The organism is Zavarzinella sp., assembly GCA_041399155.1.
In the GTDB taxonomy this organism is placed as follows: Bacteria; Planctomycetota; Planctomycetia; order Gemmatales; family Gemmataceae; genus JAWKTI01.
The window spans coordinates 767446-785841 of the sequence record JAWKTI010000003.1 but is presented as its reverse complement, the minus strand read 5'-3'; the positions used below and the strand labels follow the sequence as shown (position 1 = coordinate 785841).

General features: G+C 50.1%; 15 protein-coding genes. 9 read left to right on the top strand and 6 right to left on the bottom strand.

Annotated features, from left to right (window positions below):
• Positions 1-219: 219 nt before the first annotated feature.
• Together R3B84_17505 and R3B84_17500 are read left to right on the top strand one after the other, a co-directional pair.
• Positions 220-2601, top strand: a complete 2382-nt coding sequence (locus tag R3B84_17505) for a HEAT repeat domain-containing protein (protein ID MEZ6142358.1) — start codon at positions 220-222, stop codon at positions 2599-2601.
• A gap of 9 nt (positions 2602-2610) precedes the next feature.
• Positions 2611-3930 carry a tRNA modification GTPase gene (locus tag R3B84_17500; protein MEZ6142357.1) on the top strand — a complete coding sequence of 440 codons (1320 nt, stop codon included), beginning with the start codon at positions 2611-2613 and terminating at the stop codon, positions 3928-3930.
• A gap of 596 nt (positions 3931-4526) precedes the next feature.
• Here the strand turns inward: R3B84_17500 and R3B84_17495 are convergent.
• Positions 4527-4967 carry a hypothetical protein gene (locus tag R3B84_17495; protein MEZ6142356.1) on the bottom strand — a complete coding sequence of 147 codons (441 nt, stop codon included), beginning with the start codon at positions 4965-4967 and terminating at the stop codon, positions 4527-4529.
• A 652-nt stretch (positions 4968-5619) separates the two neighbouring features.
• Here R3B84_17495 and R3B84_17490 point away from each other — a divergent pair.
• The 5 genes from R3B84_17490 to R3B84_17470 all read left to right on the top strand — a co-directional run bounded on the left by R3B84_17490 (position 5620) and on the right by R3B84_17470 (position 9117).
• Entirely contained in the window at positions 5620-6234 is a 615-nt protein-coding gene (locus tag R3B84_17490; GenBank protein MEZ6142355.1) for a hypothetical protein, read from the top strand.
• A 56-nt stretch (positions 6235-6290) separates the two neighbouring features.
• The gene (locus R3B84_17485; protein MEZ6142354.1) at positions 6291-6800 is read left to right on the top strand and encodes an ankyrin repeat domain-containing protein; all 510 of its coding nucleotides are present in this window, start codon (positions 6291-6293) and stop codon (positions 6798-6800) included.
• Between the two features lie 288 nt (positions 6801-7088).
• Complete coding sequence (locus R3B84_17480; protein MEZ6142353.1) at positions 7089-7667, top strand: sigma-70 family RNA polymerase sigma factor; 579 nt, start codon at positions 7089-7091, stop codon at positions 7665-7667.
• Between the two features lie 4 nt (positions 7668-7671).
• On the top strand, positions 7672-8073 hold the full coding sequence (locus tag R3B84_17475) for a hypothetical protein (GenBank protein ID MEZ6142352.1): 402 nt from the start codon (positions 7672-7674) through the stop codon (positions 8071-8073).
• A gap of 129 nt (positions 8074-8202) precedes the next feature.
• Positions 8203-9117, top strand: a complete 915-nt coding sequence (locus R3B84_17470; protein MEZ6142351.1) for a hypothetical protein — start codon at positions 8203-8205, stop codon at positions 9115-9117.
• Positions 9118-9317: 200 nt separating this feature from the next.
• Here R3B84_17470 and R3B84_17465 read toward each other — a convergent pair whose 3' ends face one another.
• The 5 genes from R3B84_17465 to rfaE2 are packed head-to-tail and all read right to left on the bottom strand — an operon-like array spanning position 9318 to position 15411.
• Complete coding sequence (locus tag R3B84_17465) at positions 9318-10493, bottom strand: glycosyltransferase family 4 protein (GenBank protein MEZ6142350.1); 1176 nt, start codon at positions 10491-10493, stop codon at positions 9318-9320.
• 5 nt (positions 10494-10498) lie between these two features.
• On the bottom strand, positions 10499-11353 hold the full coding sequence (locus tag R3B84_17460) for a lipopolysaccharide kinase InaA family protein (protein MEZ6142349.1): 855 nt from the start codon (positions 11351-11353) through the stop codon (positions 10499-10501).
• Positions 11350-12726, bottom strand: coding sequence for a hypothetical protein (locus R3B84_17455; GenBank protein ID MEZ6142348.1), 1377 nt, complete (start codon positions 12724-12726; stop codon positions 11350-11352). The genes R3B84_17460 and R3B84_17455 overlap by 4 nt, the downstream gene beginning before the upstream one ends.
• Positions 12719-13795 carry a lipopolysaccharide heptosyltransferase II gene (gene waaF, locus R3B84_17450; GenBank protein ID MEZ6142347.1) on the bottom strand — a complete coding sequence of 359 codons (1077 nt, stop codon included), beginning with the start codon at positions 13793-13795 and terminating at the stop codon, positions 12719-12721. The genes R3B84_17455 and waaF overlap by 8 nt, the downstream gene beginning before the upstream one ends.
• Positions 13795-15411: a D-glycero-beta-D-manno-heptose 1-phosphate adenylyltransferase gene (gene rfaE2 / locus R3B84_17445; GenBank protein MEZ6142346.1), complete on the bottom strand. Its 1617-nt coding sequence runs from the start codon at positions 15409-15411 to the stop codon at positions 13795-13797. The genes waaF and rfaE2 overlap by 1 nt, the downstream gene beginning before the upstream one ends.
• 203 nt (positions 15412-15614) lie before the next feature.
• On the opposite strand from rfaE2, the gene R3B84_17440 reads away from it, so the two are divergent.
• Complete coding sequence (locus tag R3B84_17440) at positions 15615-17465, top strand: BON domain-containing protein (GenBank protein MEZ6142345.1); 1851 nt, start codon at positions 15615-15617, stop codon at positions 17463-17465.
• 101 nt (positions 17466-17566) lie between these two features.
• Positions 17567-18202, top strand: a complete 636-nt coding sequence (locus tag R3B84_17435; GenBank protein MEZ6142344.1) for a hypothetical protein — start codon at positions 17567-17569, stop codon at positions 18200-18202.
• Positions 18203-18396: the final 194 nt, after the last annotated feature.

Sequence of the window (18396 nt, the reverse complement as noted above, 5' to 3'; positions counted from 1 at the left end):
ATTTGTTTCTTCGCAACATTCCCGAAGCATTTCATTCAGATTCATCAACTTGATTTGATGTAGTAATGGATTTTCATCTTTTCGCTGTACTTAAAAAGTTGACTACCTTCGACTGCCCACCGTGCTGCGATTCACTATTCTCATTTTTTCTTCATTTTTGCTCTCGCGAATCTGTTATCATCATGAAAGTTTCATGGATGAAGTCGAACGAGGTGCACAATGAAGCAACTATGCTGCATGGTTCTGGTTCTGTCTGCATTGGGAAGTACCACTTGCCGTGCCGACGAGGCATTGCCTGAATTCCCCAAAGACCTGGCCTTAAGACTAAAACTATTAGACAATCATTCAATCATTCAGACGAATGTGGGCGATTTTGCGCCTCTCATTGCTGCACTGAGTTCGAAAGATACGGCAATTGCACACGCAGCCCAGCACGAACTGCTGACCTACGGTCCACTGGTGGTGCCTGGGTTGAGAAAAGTGGCAAATGACAAAACCGATCCCTTGGCAGCAAAACGTGCCACCGCTTGCCTGAGTACCATCGAAAATAACGATCAAACCCTCATCATCAGCACGCTCGAGTGGCTTTCTACCCAAACCGATCCGATCGTGGTGCCCACATTGATCAAATTTCTGCCCTTCTCCCATACCAGCGAAATGCAGGTGGTGCTGCTGAACACGCTCACCGCACTGGCTTATCAGAAAGACTTGCCTAATCAAACACTCATCGAATCGTTAAAATCTGATAACCCGCAGGTGCGTGCGTTTGCAGCAGAGGCACTGTTTCGCAGCACTTCATCCCCCACGCAGGCAACGCTGGTGCAACTGATCTCCGATCCGAATCCATTCGTTCGGATGAGAATCTCATTAAAATTTGCGACGATCAACTACGCACCTGCAGTGAGGGAATTGATCGAGCTGTTGAAAACCGCAGATTATGAAAGCAATCTCATTCTGTTGGAAGCACTCCGAAATATTGCGGGTTCCACAGCCCCACGTGGGATCACGGATGCGAACCCAACGGGGCACGCCCAGTGGACCGGTTGGTGGGAGAAATATGATGCGGAGAATCTGGTAAAAGCCTTTCGCGATCGCACCCTGTTGCCCACAGAACTACCAGTGGCAACTCAGTTGATTGATCAACTGGGCAGCCCTGACTTCAGAGTTCGAGAAATGGCATCCAAAAAACTACTGGAGATGGGCGGGAAGGTGTTGAATCTGCTGCTGCAGGCCCAGGATGATGACGATGCGGAACGAGCAACCCGTGCCAAAGACTGTTTTCAATCGATTGAACAGCGTCCGAATTTGAAAGTGCCTGATGGTATCGCCCGACTGCTGGCAATCCGCAACCCACCTGAAGCAATTGGAGTAATGCGGGATTACTTACCATTTCTGGAAACCCACGATACATTGGTGGGCGAAATTGAACAATCGATGACCAGTATTGCTCTTCGCACCAGACAGATACCAGGGGAATTGCTTCAGGGACTACGCCACGAGAACGAATTGGTGCGTCTGGTAACGATGCGAACGCTGATTAAATCCCACAGTAAAGAGTCGCTGCCAGAAACCAAAAAGCTGCTTACTGATGCCAATTTGCTGGTGCGTCAGGCCACCGCGATCGAACTTGTCCGCGTGGGTTATCGACCTGCATTACAAACACTGGTAGAAATGCTGGAATTGTTACCCCCCAGTGATTCGTGGCCTTCACTGGATATGCTGCAGCAACTGGCCGATACCAACGCACCGAAAGTGGTGCTGAACGATGACCTGCCTACCCGCAAGCAGGCACGGACGGCATGGGATGCCTGGCTGCAGGAGAATCGCGAGACAATTGATCTGGCCCAACTGCAGCGGGAAAACTTCAACTACCTTGGCTTCACCCTGGTCTGCGAGGTGGGCAGTAACAGCGTGGGCAGAGTGGTGGAACTGGACCGTGATGGCAAGGTACGGTGGGAAATAGGCGAGATACGTTACCCCGTGGATGCAGTGGTGCTGCCCGGAAATCGGGTGCTGGTAGCCGAATGGGATGGCAATCGCGTTCGCGAATTTGATTTTGCAGGCAAAGAAGTGTGGGCAGCTTCTTTACCATCCCGCCCCACCAACGTGCAGCGACTTCCCAATGGCAATACCTTCGTTTCTGCCACCGATGGCTTCATTGAAGTGAATCGGGAAGGGAAAATACTGACCCACCACAAGATTTCTGCCAACCTGACTGCCGGCTATAAAGCACCCGATGGCCAGATCATCTGCCTGCGAAATGATGGCAAAGTGGTGCGCTACAGTGCTGATTTCAAAGAACTGTTTGCTTTTGATTCCAAGCGGGATACCTCCTGGACCAGCGGCATCGATCTGTTGCGAAATGGCAATATTCTTGTCAGCCAGCCTTCCCCACAGATGAAGGTAGTGGAATTTTCCCGCACTGGTGAAGTGGTACGCACCTGGAATACGCCTAACGTTACGGGTGCCACCGCCCTGCAGACCGGTGGGATCCTTGCTGCCAGCCACAGCCAGAAAAAACTGATCGAATACGACATCAATGGGAAGGCAATCTGGACTTATGAGAGTAAAATGAATATATTTCGTGCCCGCAGGCGTTAGTTTTTTCTCATGAATCATTCTTTGCGTCTTAACGATACCATTGCAGCGATTGCATCCCCACCTGGGAGTGCGGCACGCAGTATCGTGCGGATTTCTGGCCCAGCTACCCGTGAAATTATCGATCAGTTGGCACCAGATTTACCGGCAGAACGTGGTTTTTGGGAATGCAGCTTACGGATTCCGGAAATCCATTCCCCACTTCCTGTGCAGATTGGCTGGATGCCCGCCCCACAGACATATACTGGCGACGATTGTGCGGAAATCCATCTGATTGGTTCCCCACCAATTGTGGAACAACTGCTTAGTACAATCTACGCCACCGGTGCTCGCCCAGCCCAGCCTGGAGAGTTCACGATGCGGGCGTTTCTGGCTGGGAAAAAAGACCTGGCTCAGTCGGAAGCGGTACAGGCAGTGGTGCAATCTCGCAGCACCGAAGCGTTGAATCATTCGCTGGCGATGTTGGCGGGCAATGTTTCCCAGCCACTGCATGCATTGCGGGACGATCTAATGAATCTGCTGGCCGACCTGGAGGCGGGGCTGGATTTCAGCGACGAAGATATTTCCTTTGTCGATCAACGCGATGCGTTACTTCGCATCAGTGCTGGGATGGCCCACCTGATGAACCTGCAAAAAAAGTTAAAAAACCGCACGTTGTTACAAAATCGTTACAAAGTGGTGCTGGCAGGCCCACCCAACGTGGGGAAAAGTACCCTGTTTAACGCACTTTTGAATCAGGATGCCGCACTGACCAGCCCAATTGCGGGCACCACCCGGGATTACCTGGTAGCGGAATGGCGACTGGATCAACTGGTGGTGGAACTGGTAGATACTGCGGGCTGGCACGCCACCACCGATGAGTTGGATGCGCGTTCGCAGCACCTGGGAAGGCAACAGCTATTTTCTGCCCACCTGGTGTTGGTGCTGACAGACAGCCATCAGCATGAATTACCTGCAGATGCCTTCCCGCACCATGTGGAGGTGTTGACAGTACACACCAAAGCCGATCTTCGTGCGGAATTACCCACAGGGATTGCTGTCAGTGCTGTCGCCCACCCAGGAATCGAGCATTTGAAGCAGGAAATTGACACGCGGGCAAGAAATTTCCTGCAGCACGATGAAGGCACCCAATTCAGCCGCTGTCAGGGTCATGTGGATACAGCGTTAAATCACCTTCGTGCTGCCCACCAACGCACCTTGTTTGAAGACCCACCCGAATTGACGGCACTGGAACTTCGGGAGGCAATCGCCCAGATCGGCGAGATGATCGGCGCGGTTTACACCAACGACCTGCTGGACAAAATCTTCACCCGCTTCTGTATTGGGAAGTAATATTGCCATGTTACTGGCAAGTGCCCACCTGTATTGATTGAGATCGATTGTTATTATTTAGAGCGGTTTTCAAGTAATTGTGATCATGGCTGTTAAAGGCTTATTCTCTTTTGGCCCTGAAGGGGCCATTGACTGTCTATTATCTAGCCAGCTTAATTCATGTAATTCATGGTAGCGAACAACAGCATTTAATATTTTCGCAAATAGATAATCAATTGATTTGAACTCAAAATATTAAAACCTGCGTTAGAACACCTGTGAAATTTCTTCAGTCACGAAGTGCGGTCTAATCGTAGTCCGTCCGTGAGGGCCGGGGGCAGATTCCTCGATTTCTAAGGCCTGTAAGGCCGCCTTATTTGCAATTGGGGCGTGGCTGATTGTTGAAAACGGCTTACAGATGGATTAATGCGAGCAATTGGGGCATCATTGTTCACGTGAGACGGCCTTAGAGGCCTTCCGTGATTGTTACGTTCCGAACCTGGCCCTCACGGACCAGGCTAAAACTAGACGGCACTTCGTGCCTGAAGAATGCTTTACCCAGTCTTTCCGAAGTCCTCTTACAGGAAACCCTCCGTGTATAGGCTATTTCACTGCTCTCACTCAACGAAGCCGGATACTCTTGCCCGTTCGGTAGCTATTCTCATTTCATCGCAGAGGCCAGGGGATAAATCTGAAGGGCCACAGGCCACTACCAGCCTGAAGCACTCATCAAAGTCTTTCCCTTGAATGACTGCCAGCGCAGCAGCAACGATTGCTGGTGATCGGCTCATTCCCGCTCCGCAACAGACCAGACAGGGAATCCCATTTCTTATCAGATTTGCCACAGAACTTAACGTCATGTCGAGAAGTTCAGGACCGTTTCCAGTGCTATCCATAATGGGGAATCGAAAGTAAATGAGTTCTCGGGGTGTTTGTATAGCAATTTCTTCGATTGCCACCTGAACGACTGCCCGGATACCTTGCTCAAAGATTTCTCGAAACGCACGCCCGTCTCCCGCGTGACCTACCCAAACGGAGTAGGGATTGATTTGTCGCACATTTATCTCCCCACGCAGTACAAAAGTTTCCGCAATGACTTCTCTTATCTGCGATCAATCTGCTCCAAATGATACGCATCGGGTCAATCGTCGGATTCGCTTTGTTTTCGTGGCACGAACCCAGGGCTTTGTGAGCCGACGGCGTTAGCCACGGTTAGTTTTCTTTCTTTAAAAGCCCGCAGTGCCAACAAGAGAATTTCTTTAATTTATGAAAGCATTCGCACGCAAAGTCGCGAAGAGATTCTGAAGACAACCGTCATTCCCGCGCGGGCAGGCAATGCACTACAAAACCCGAAGTGCACCCAATAGATTGATACCCACCAGAATCGTCATTCCCGCGAAGGCGGGAATACATGCCTTCATACTTTGACCTCACCCGGTTTCGCAACCCCACTCCTCGCAGAGCGCACAGGAAGGCACAATTGACGGAAGTTTCGTTATTGCTTTAAACGCATTTGTTGGAATAATAGCGAGTAGTTAACGAAAGTTGGGGCAGAAAGTGGCTCGCAGCAAGAAAAAATCTCGAAAGATTGCTGTCAATGGTACGATTTACCGCTGGCGTGCCACTGGGAACGATGGTTATATCTTAATAACAATTTAATTCGTGCTGGCCATTTGGTAGTGACTGATCAGATGACAATCCAGGAGCAACATGGCTGATAATAATGAAGACTCCCTCATGGATGAATGGTACAACAAGAAAACTGCAATGATGGAAACGTTGCTTGGCGAAGAACACAACATTGTAATGCACGCAATGATTCCCTATGCAATTGGCGGCAATCTCGACCTGTACTACTACCCAAATGGCATTTCTGGTTGTGCGATTGCCACGAAAGAGCTCTGCGAAACGCACAACTCTGGTTCATCGAATGATGTCTTTCGAAACTACGAAATTGTCATGTTTACCAGGCATCATTTGTCAGTGGATGATGCAACAAACGAAAATACACCATTTGGACGTGCACATCTCAATATCGATGCAATCCTGAATCACGTCGCACCTTACAGTGCGCTTGCAACTTTGAATCCATTTCAAACATGTGAATTTCCCGATGATATGGAAATGGTTGGAGGAAAATGCCTGATCTTTGACGCGTACAAGTTTGATGATAAAATGGCAGACTTCGGTTTGTTGTTGGTCATCGAAGTGTTTCGTCAAGAGATGGATTTTGCCAGGAAACATGGTGGCAGACAATTACTTTCCAGGCTGAAAGATGCGGGATATTACCCCTATTCTGACTTGGATCGTGAAGCAGTTGTGTAAATCGTACTTACCAGATTGAGTTGGGTGCATCGATAGCACATATGAATGGGAACAGTATGAAACAATCCGAGCATCATTCATGTTTGTCGGAATTGGACAAAGAAAAAGTTGGCCTTCCTTTTACATGGATAGTTGCATACGTGCTTCTGATTTGGACAGTGTTCGTAGTAGATTGGTTGAATTCTCCTGCTCAAAAACTCAAAGCGGTACAACCTTTAACATTTTGGGAAGCTATTGCCCGGCGGTGGGGGGATGACCGTACTGATATACAAATCAGGTTGGATTCTAGTCTTGTTTATGCAGTCTATTCCAAAGACATTGCCCGAGTAAAACAGTTACTTAATTTTGGTGCAGATCCAAATGGGTTTCTGCTAGATCCGTGTGGGCTACATGATAATGCTTTGTTTGCTGCATCTCAAGAAGGAGATGAAGTCTTAGTTACTATACTGTTAAATGCAGGTGCAGATCCAAATGTTCTGTGCGCTGGCGATTCCCCGCTAAGCGCAGCTAAGAGGTATGGTTATACTCGAATTGCTCATCAATTGATTGCGGCTGGTGCAAAGTAAGCGGCTTTCTTTTGCATGATTCTTTTGAATTGATGCTGTTTTGGAAATAGTCTAACACAAGTTAGAATAATTTAATTCTCGTGCCAGAATGTACAAAAAAATAGCTTCATCTCCGGAAATCCACTCCTTAATCGCCATGAGCTTCGACCGAAAATGAGAAAGTTTTCACTCATTAATTTGTTTTCCCAATCTCGGATTGTCAAAATATAGTCGATGTGCGAGAATAAACAGGTACAATGTCTGGTGAATTCAGATATTGTTACCGTGCTTACATAAGGCAGCTCAAAGATGTCAAAATTGAATGCTTCACGCAAAATGGTAGCTGCAATGGTGGTGGGGACGGCACTGGCAACGCTGTCCAGCGAAGCCCACGCTGGTAACCAACCCAATCCAGATGCGGTCAAGGATATTTCCCGGTACTGTCAGGCGTGCTGGCGGAATGCCCGTCTGCACCCCGATAGCTGGTCGGACTGCACCCAGGAAGTGCTGGTTCGGCTGCTGCAGACGGTCGAAGCCGACCGCTGGGCAGGTATTTTGAAGCACGAAGGCGAGGAACGACGCGAGTTTTTCCGAGCCATTGATGCTGTCAAAAAGCGAACTTTGCGTACCAAACGCTGGGGTAATTTGCCAGAAGCAACTGCAGATCGTGGAATTATCCCAGCCACCGAACGCAATGAATTGCAGGAAGAAGTGCAGCATGTGGCACGTCAGGTGTTGAGCACTCGGCAGCAGCAGATTCTGCAAATGACTTCCGAAGGCTGGGCAGTGCCGGAAATCGCCAGCGAATTGCAGATTTCTGTCGATCGCGTCAGCGATGAAAAATATAAGGCGATCCGAAAAATTCGCAAGGAATTGGATAACGTCTAAGCCAATGACGATCGAAGACGCTGTTGCACGTTCGCAGGTATATCTCGCCCACCTGTGGATGATACGCACCTTTTTGAAACATGCCGATGAAACGGCAGACAATCCAGAACTGCTCGAAGTTCCCCGCACCTTGTACGATTCGATCCGTGCGGTCGAACCCGCACTACAAAATAACGATCTGCCACGTTACATGCGGAAACTGGCTGGAAAGCTGGGAAAACTGGGTAAAATAGCGACCTTTTTTCAGCAGGAATACAAGAACTACAGTGCCCACACCAACTTTGAAATGGCAGCACTCTCGCTGTCCGGTGCGGTCGCTGGCCTGCAGGAACTAGTGAAACAATACAACCAGACCTCCTCCACCGCACCCGTGGGGGAGATGGAAGAAGTTGATGACGGCGAGTAAGGGTGGATGAAATCGATCAACGTCATTAGTTTAAATTCGGTTTTCGAACGAATGAACCTTTTTAATGACCGGTTTCCACATCAAGAAATTTCAATTAAAGCGATGTAATCTTTTCCCGCAGGCCCCACAATGACCCGAGAATTTGATTCCCCCTGGAAAGAGACTCTGGAAAATTATCTGCCTGATATTTTCGAGCTTCTGTTCCCGCAGTGGTACCCCACGTTCGACTGGGCGAAAGGTTTTCGCTCGCTCGACACCGAATTACGCACGTTGTTGCCCGATTCTGAAGCGGGAATGATTCGTGCCGACGCACTGTTTGAGGTGTACGATTTAGAGCACCCCGGCCAGACCGTGACCATTTTTGTTCACTTTGAGGTGCAGGCGCAACGTGATGACCATTTTGCTTCGCGGATGGCAGAATACTATTGGAGAATTCGGCAAAAATATGGCCTGAATGTTTCCAGCTTTGCAATTCTGGCCGATGAGAACCCAAATTGGCGTGTGAATCGCAACATGTTGAGTTGTAAAGGGACACACAATGAGTTCGTGTTTAATTCGGTGAAACTGCTTGATTATGTTGATCGGCTGGATGAATTAACGATGCACCGTAGTCCGGTAGGGCTTATCGTGGCAGCCAGTATTCAAAGTTTACTGACCCACGGTAACCCACACTTACGCTTTGACGATAAAGCCCGCCTAATTCGGCAGCTCTTTCAACGCAACTTAACCGATCAAAAAGTATGGGATATTATGCGTTTGCTCGACTGGCTGCTAAAATTACCAGAAGAAATGCGCAAAGATTTTAATAAAGTTCGAATTGAATTAATTCAGGAGAATAAAATGCCGTTCGTAACCTCATTTGAAGAAATTGCGAAAGAAGAAGGCATCAAACTTGGCGAAGAGCGAGGACAAAGAATCGGCAAGATTCACGCATTTGAAGAGATTCTCAGCTTACCACTAACCCCCATGGATGAGTTGCATCAGAAATCACTTGAAGAGCTTGATCTGATCGTCAGCGAACTGAAAACCAAACTGATTCGATAGTTGATCATCTACTTCACCTAATCGGTTGTGTTGAAATCGGGTTGCGGCAAACGATTCGCCCCAATCTGCTTGCTTTCCCTTCATTGCTCATTCAAATACTGCTACCAATGACGTTGGTTTGGGGATTCAAAGAAATTGTCCAATTTTTCAAGCACTTTTGGTGAAATGTTTGTTACATGGTTCATACAGATATCATCTATCTAAGTCATTTGCTCGACACCTTGCCTGGCAGCCTGTTCGATGACCTCCAGAATCTGCTGGTAGTGGTTTTCAAACGTCCAGCCGCGGGCGGATTCTTCTGCAGCCTGTTTCCGTTTCGGCAGTAGTGTGGGCTGGCAGAAATCGGCAATTGCCTGCCCCAGCGTTGCTGCATCGTGGGGGTCGGCAATAACTGTACCATTCTTGCCAGGCTGAATAAATTCACTGGCCCCATTGTATTGCGTGGTGATCACCGGCAGCCCACAGCCCAGTGCTTCCAGTGCCACCAGCGAACAGGGATCATAAAACGTGGGGTGCGTCAAAAAATCGCTGGCAAAGAAATAGTCTTTCGGATCGGTCTGAAACCCCAGAAAATGCACACGGTGGGCAATGCCCAGCTTCGTTGCCTGTTCCTGGTACCCCTGAAACTTGCTCCCACCAATCACCAGTTGGTGGTAACCCAGCGATTCGGGTACTTCCTTCACGGCATTCAGTAGTTGCTGCAATCCTTTCAGCCGATAGTTCATCCCCACAAACAACCCCACGGGTGCGGTAGGGGGAATGTTCAATTGCTGCCGTACTCGCTGGCGTACCTGTTCCCGCTCTTCACAGTGAAAGCGTTCCGGATCGATCGAACTGTAAATTACCCGCACCGCATCTGCGGGAAAGCCCAGAATCTCCTGGAAGTGCCGCTGCACCATCTTACTGTTCACAATTACCAGTGGGCGTGGTGCGGACAGATACTGTTTCTTTTCAATCCATCGAAACGTGTAACTGGTGGGATCGAATACCCGCAACAACCTGGCAATCAATCGTTTCCCAGCCGAAGGATACTTCAGCAAATTCTGCCGGCGCGAAGCGGAGTGCAGGCCACCTTGCGGATATAGAATCGACTGCCCCCAGGTTTTATCAAATCCAATCGATACATCCACCGGTTGATCGTGCAGGGCCTGCAGCACCCGTTTTGCAAAGCGATATGGTCGCAGAAAGCGTGGCCCACGTACGGTGGGAATCTGATGATAAATAGTGCCAGGTGGCAACGATGCTGCTTCCCAGCGGCAGGCAAACAGATGCACCTCGTGGTGGTCTTTCGCCAGGCGACGAGCAAGATCACCAATGTAGTGCTCGCACCCACCTCGGGCGGGCAATACTGTTTCGTAGCACAAACCGATCTTCATCTCAGCTACCCGTGGGGTTTATCGTGACGCTGATACAAACGCCATTTGCGAATGCTTAACCAGCGAAGCCATCGTGGCCAACGCACCGATTTGCGATACAGGGCCCAGAATTCCAGGCGGTCCCGCGTGCTGATGCCAGGCAAATCGCTGGAATAGAGCAGTTGGCCTAGATCTTTCGCGATGCCAAACGTACGCCGCCAGCGTTTGTGAATCAGACGGTGAAAATCAATCACATACATCTGTTCGTGGGCGGGAAATTGCGTGGCACCAATCCAGTTTTCCGGAATGTAAAAGTGGCACAGATACCAGTCGCGATGAAAATGATCAGTGCGATGCAACGCAATGCTCATCTCGGCCAGCATGCGGATCAACTGTCTTTTCCACTGTCGAAAATCGCCAGGTGCCATCGTGTCATACGCACGTGGAATTGCCTCGTGCAGTGCCACCATGCCCTGTAATTCTTGAATGGCAATAAAGCCGTGCAACTGGCCATCAGGCAACAGATATTCTCCTGCTGCCAGAGCAGTGGGCACTGCGAAGCCGTGCTCTGTAGCCCACTGTAAGTGGTGCCATTCCTGCAGTCCGGGTGTCCAGGCACGCCTGGGGAAAAACAGTGCTGCAAGGCGCGTTCGCCAGGGCTGGCGGTAGTGCCGCTTCAAATAGACCAGCGTGGGCTTCCCTTCACGGTCGTGCAATTGCCAGGTGGCAATCGACCTGCCCTGCTTCGCCGCAAACACTTTGGGCTCTTCACTGGCCATCACCGTGCTTTCCCAACCAGCAGGTGCAATGGAACGCCAATGGTCTGTGGCTTCCAGCTTCGTGTAGCCGTGAGTGCGACGTTTCCAGAACGATGGAATCACGCGGTGCCATCCTTCAACACATTCTTTGCAGTGCAAACGATGTGCAGTTGATGGATCGTCACCTTGGGGCAGATGTTTTTCTGAAAGACCAGGCACGCAGGATTCGTGATCCAGACGCGGTTTCCACCTGCTGCAAACGGCACCTTGCCGTGATTATCCTGCTGAACAATGACCCCCACAGCATGTAGTTGCTGCATTAGGTGCAGTGCTGCCTGTTGTGCGATGGATCCTTCTTGCTCAGGCACGGGCAGGTAGCAGACAAAACTGGAATACCGCATCCCAGAGTGGTGCTGCAAGCCATACCCCACCAGTGTGGGTGCGGCGATACCTGCACGTTCCAGATGAAACAACATCCGTGCCACAACCAGTTCCTGTGAACGCCATTGCTTGCCGAGGCATGTCGCGACGAACTTTCTAACTGAACTGCCATTCAATGTTCGCTGAATAACAATACTATTTCCTAACAGTGATTTGAATGTGCTGTTTTGTCCATTGTAAAAGTCCTCCACGTGGGGAATAATTTCCTGATACATTGGCCGTATGCATGCGTATTCCCCACGAATGCGCAGCAATTCCTGATTCACCGAAGTGCTCGCCACCTTGTGACGGGCGTACCTGGAATGGTCCAGTGAATTCACGCACTGAACCGTTCTCTGATATAGTAGACGCATTTCTAGGTGAGAAAGTTTCAATAATTTTGAAAATTTCAAAAAATATCGGAGTTTGGAGGTAATTGACAGCTTTTGCTGCAACCCACTGACCAGTAATTGTGCCAGCTTCTTTGCAATTTTTTGAAGATGAGCCGCCCCAGGTGGACTTTTTCTGGCTCGCTGCCAGTCGAGGCAGCAGATTTCACCATTTTGCAGCAGATGAAAATGTTTTAAGAAAAGGTCTGGCAAATCGATTCCACTGTCAACAAGTCGTGCCACATATTGCACCAACTTCATCATATACGGTGATACATCGTCACACTGTGCCAGTGGGATATTCGGGCCAATATCTTTTAATAGTAAGAATGCTTTGCCTTCCGCTTCGCCATAGGCAATCCATTGGGGTGCACAAAAGCCCAACCTCTGTAAATGGGCCAGTACGTTCTGTTCCCGCACGGAAAGTGAGCACCAGCCAAAGCCATCGCACCAGTTCTTGAAGCGATCCCGCTTGCGGACGAAATGTTCCTGTTTCAAGTAGGCGGTTTCGCCAGCGATTTCAACGCGGGTGACATTTCGCCGGACATGCCCACTGACAACCACACCGGGCAGTTGTAATAGATCACTTGCCTGCCAGCCGTGCAGCAGTTCCTGGTAGTCCGGGTGGATTTTCAGCCAGTCACACGACATGGATACCCCCGTGCGTAATATGTGCGTCTCAGGCAAGGGGCACCTTCCTGCGTTTGGCACGCTGAAACAGATCAAGTGCTGTCGTAAGTACTTCTTCTGAAGATAGTTGCGTCATGCAGCGATGGTCGAGCGGGCATACCCGTTTCTGGCACGGACCGCACGGCACCTTCTTTTGCAGGTGCACTTCATCCACATAGTGGGTGTCAGTCCATTCAATGTGCGTGGGGCCAAACAGGCTGACCACGGGAATGCCAAACGCCGCACCGAAGTGACGTGGGCCACTGTCGGTGCTGATCAGCATCTGTGAACGACGAATGCAGGCTTTGGTCAGGCCAATCGAGACTTTTTCGTTTGCCAGACTGATCACCCGCGGGTCATTCGCCGTGGAAGTGATCTCTTCGGCAATTTTCTTTTCGTTCGGCCCGCACACCACCAGCACGGCAGCATCGGGAAGGTGCTGCAGTAGTTTTTTTGCTAACTCTGCAAAGTGGGCACTGGGCCACAGTTTTGCCGCACCGAAGGCACCGGAAGAATTGATGCAAATGACTGTTTTATAACGGTTTAGGCCAAGTTTTGTCCACAGGGCATCGGCAGATTGTTCTTCATCTGCTGTGGTGAACAATTGCATTCGACAATCGGGATTCGTAATTCCCAGTGGGGCAATCAGGCGGTTGTAATCGTCGATCACCGGCATGGGGATCGGTTTGCCAAATCGCCCACGTTGGTGGTAGAACTTGTCGGTCAGTAACAGCCCACGTGCGTAGCGCACAAAGCCAATTCTCTGCCGACACCCTGCCCGCCAGGCAATCCAGGCGGCACGAAACGAATTGGGAAACAGCACGGCAGCATCGGGCGAGAGTGCCTTCAATTGGCGAATCACTGCCCTCGCCCGCTGTTCAGGTGGGCCTTTTTTATCCAACATGATATTGTGGGAGAACCACGGATTGCCCGATAAGGTGGCAAACACGTATGGTTTGCCAATCGCAATCAGTTCTGCCTGGGGATATTTCTGGGCTACCGCAGCAATGGCAGGCGTGGCCATCACCAGATCCCCAATCCAGTTGGGAAGGAAAAAGGCGATCCGCTGGTAATTGGTAGACTGCATCACTGATCAGAAGATTTCATCCGCGAAATCAGATTGGTGGTGGAATAACCTGCCCGTAAACCCGCCAGATGAACCCGTCCGCCGTACGATTCCACGTATGGCCCGCCCACTACCTGATCTTTCTGATAATCGGCCCCTTTCACCAGCACCGTGGGCTGCACCATTTCAATCAGTTGGATGGGAGTGGGTTCGTCGAAAATTACCACATAATCAACCGCACTCAGACCTGCCAGCACAGCGGCACGTGCCTCCTGTGGGTTCACAGGCCGGCCTGGGCCTTTTAATTCTGCCACACTGCGGTCGCTGTTCAGCCCCACGACCAGGCAATCGCCCTGGTGCTTTGCCTCATTCAGGTAATCCACATGGCCTGCGTGCAGCACATCAAAGCATCCATTGGTGAACACAATCTGGTGGCCCAGTTGCTTGCGGCGGTGGATTTCCTGTTGTAACTGCTGTGGGGAGCATAACTTACGCGAAAGTGCCCCACTATCCACGTGGGACGGGGAATGCAGCAGATCGTTAATAATTTCGTGCCGCGTGACGGTAGCCACGCCAATTTTTTCGACTTCCAGCCCTCCAGCCACATTCGCCAGTCGGGTGGCAGCAGGAATGTCGGTCCGTGTCCCCAGCACCAGCCCAATGATGGCCAGAACCATGTCGCCCGCACCGGTGATGTCGTAGACCTGTCGCACCCGCGTGGGGAAGTGCTGGGCACCGGTTGCAGTTGCCACCACAATGCCGTCTTTGTCCAGCGTTACCATGCCGTAAGTCATTGCCAGTTCGGTTCTTAGGCGTTCGGCGGCGTGCAGGGCGTCGGCAACAGAATTGATCTGCATGCCCAATGCCATTCCCGCTTCCAGGCGGTTCGGTGTCATCGTAGTGCAGCCACGATAGCGGGAATAATCGGTGCTGCGAATCGGGTCCACAATCACCGGAATGTGGTGCTGATTTGCCAGATCAATTGTCCACCGCAGCACTTCGGGAGTGCATACTCCCTTATCGTAATCGCTGATCAGCACCGCGTGGTGCGTCGGAATCAGTTCCGTCAGGCGATTTTTCAATTGTTGGCTGATTTCCGGCCCCACCGGATCGCGGGTTTCGTAATCCACCCGCAGAATCTGTTGTGGGTGGCGTGCCTGGGCCCGTCCCACGTAACGTTCTTTCACTGTGGTGGGGCGAGAAGGGTCAGGAATTAAGCTGTCGGATAAAATTTTCAGGTCGGACAATAATTTTCGGACATGTTCGGCGTTGGCATCCGCACCAGTAATACTGACGAGCGTAACTTCGGCTTCCAGTGCGGCCAGCATTGTGGCTACAGAACTAGCCCCACCGAGACGCTCGTCGCGGGAATCTGCCCGCAACAGAATAACGGGTGCTTCCTGGCTGATCCGTTCGGCATTGCCCCACACATAGCGGTCGAGCATGCAATCGCCCAGCACCAGCACCCGAGGTGTGCCTGCGTGTTCGAGCAATTCAATCAGATCATCGCCACTGTCCATGTTTCCAGCACCCACCAGCGTTCCTTCTAAGAACAGCAATTGTATGGGAAAGCGAAAAAAGACGAAAGGGGAGCTTACGGGCGGGGGAATTGAAGTTTTGGCCAATGTCAGCCGCATGATTCAGGCAGCGATTGGTCAAGTAAGACGTTGTTGGACCGTGCGAAGCCAGCTCAAATATTAAAATATGTTCATTAATTTGGGAAAGATTTCGCTCTTGTGCAGATTTTCTGTTTCAGGATACAATTCCGCTCGCCTGTCACTTTCGAATGGTTCAAAAGTACTGGGCAGCTTTGGATGCAACAATTTTCCATGGAATGGGCATGATACGCAGAGCATTCACCAGGTTACCCCTGGCCATCGGGTTTGTACTGACAATTTTTCTAACAGGGTGTTTGATTCGACAGGAAGATGATCCTTCTAAACCAGAGGAAAAAACATCGGGCACGAAGCAATCGAATCCCCCTACCACACCGATTCAGGTAGTGCCGAGGACAAATACAGAGAAACCCAGCCCACGGCCAGAAATGCAGGCACTGGAACCACGCCCAAAGATGCCCACCGGGAAATGGATTAAACGATTTGATTTCAAAGATTACGGCGAAATCAAAATTATTCTGGAAAACAGAGAAGAGGACTTTTCCGCGAACCTGTTTGTCGATGTGGGTGGGGCATACGTGGAAATTCGACTGACGGGCGAATATTCCATTACCCGCCAGTCTGTTGTTCACGGTGTGATCACCAGTGGGGAGATTGTCAGCATTCAGTTACCCCCAATCCCTGAAATTGCTGCATTGAATGACTTCACTGAATTATGGAAGTTGGCCGATCCGATGCTGAACGATCTGATGTTGGATCTGCCTTTCAGTTATCACTGGCGCAAAGTAGATGGCAAGTACATTATCAGCGATATGAAAGTGCTGTTCTACGGATTGCCCACCGGAATGATGGCTGCAATGGGTGAGGCAGCAATCCCTGTAATAGCCGGTATCAACGCGACCCGCATTTTTGAAGGTAGCTACAAAGAATACACTGGCGAACTGAACATCAATGAGCAGCCAAAGTCCGATCCGAAAAAACTGATCGAACTGATCCAGCAGCTTTCAGGAAACAGTATCGGTGGCATGACCCTGCCATCGCCTCAGTACCTGCAACATCCACCACAGTATATGCAACCGATTGCACCAGGGGTGTCGCCACAAACAACACCTGTCATGCCTGGAACGCAACAAATCCCTGCGTATCAACCACAAATATTGCCTGCTCAATCTCTGCAGCCGATACCGATTCAACCCGTACCGACACCTTCTACTGCAGGACCTGAAGTGCCGTTGCAATTACCAGGCACTGCAATGCCTGCACCGCAACAGGGGCCAACGTCACCGCAGGTTTTGCCTGCAGGACAAACTCCTACGATACCTCCACAACAAATACCAGTGCCGCAACTACATGTACCGTTTCAACCATCTCCCTTTCCTTCAGGTATTACAAAAGAAGTACCGCCACCAATGCAGGCAATACCTGCTATGCCTGTGCCGCAACAGGGGCCGATTCAACAGCATCCTATACCACCAGTGCATCAACCTCAATCAACAATTCCTGCAATGCCTGCACCGCAACAGGGCCCGATACAACCACAGGATTTGCCTGTCCAGCCTGCTCAAACTGTGCCATCTGGACCACAACCTACGACAAATCCTCTGTCAGGTCCTCGCACGAAATTAAAGGAGAATGTGCTGAATGATAGTAATCCGAAGGATATGGCTGATCAATCAGCAGATCTGCGTCAGGCTCGCAAAGAATGGGCAAGGTTTTGGGAATTCCATCAACCAAGTACAAAGATGAACGAACGTTTAAACAAGTTTACGGGTTCAAATTCTCCAATTGCGCCAAATATGAGCGATCAGCAATTAGCGGAAGCGATCAAGAAAAAGCTCAATGAATCTGGTGTAATTCAAAGTGGAAAAGTCGAGATCGAAGTTAAAAACGGTGTTGCGTCGTTATCAGGTGCCGCAAATAACCTTCAACATCACCAGGAAATACTCAAAGTAGTAGCAACTCTGCGTAATTCAGGGGTCAGTCGGATCGAAAGTAACATCAACTACACAGAATCAGCACAGATATCCATTTCATCGAAGCTCGCCGTACCCGCAACGATCCCTGCTGCAAAATAATCGATACTTCAGGTTTACCCTTCTGCAATTCTTTTAAGTGTTCGTTTTGGTAGGATCTGCTAGAAAACTGATCAGATCCTAGCCCTATCCGGAGTGCTGTAATGGCCAACTGGGCGTATTTGTGTGCAACAGATCGAGAAACCATTTACCCCAGCTTTGGGGATCAACCTTACGATGCCAGTAAGCAAACGATTGCCAGCCAGACATATTCCATCCCACTACTATGGCTGGCATTATTCCGCGAAAGCGACCTGATTCAGAGAACGTTCACGCAGGAAGGCAAAACGCTTCTCGCGATTGCACCACGGTGCGACCTACGCCGTGCGGTGGGGCAACTGGATGCCGCAATTCCCTATCTGGAAGAACTGTTCTACGGCTATGGCAAGTTAGACGAATACGCACAGCTGTTTCGAAGTGCACTGGAAAATCTTCCTTATCAATATGTTACGATTGAACTGGAAGAAATTGCCTGTATGGCAAAATCGCGGGTGGAGTTTGAAGAGATCCTCCGCAAATCTCTGGCACATATGGGAAATGAAGACGAATTTGATCCGAAAGCACAATGGCGGCTGATTTACCTTGCCCAACTGTGGGATGCCCATCCCAGATTTCCACCTGCCAGAATGTTTCTTGATGGTTCCAAACCCAGTGGAAGGGATTGCGTGATCCACGGTCGGATCCTGGGTTCTGGCAGAAACAGCACATCTCAAGGCAGAACCGTGCCGTGGGAATCGTAAAAATGAACAATAATTCACTATTTTCACATTGATTTAATGAATATTTGTTCATTAATACTTGCTGCTTGATGAATAATTTCCCTGATGGGAATCGCAATTCTCACACCGGTTCCAGGTAATCCAGCACTTCTTTCCACCACCATCTTGAGCAGTTTTTAATACCACTTGGCTGGCATTCGGGCGGAAATCGAAAT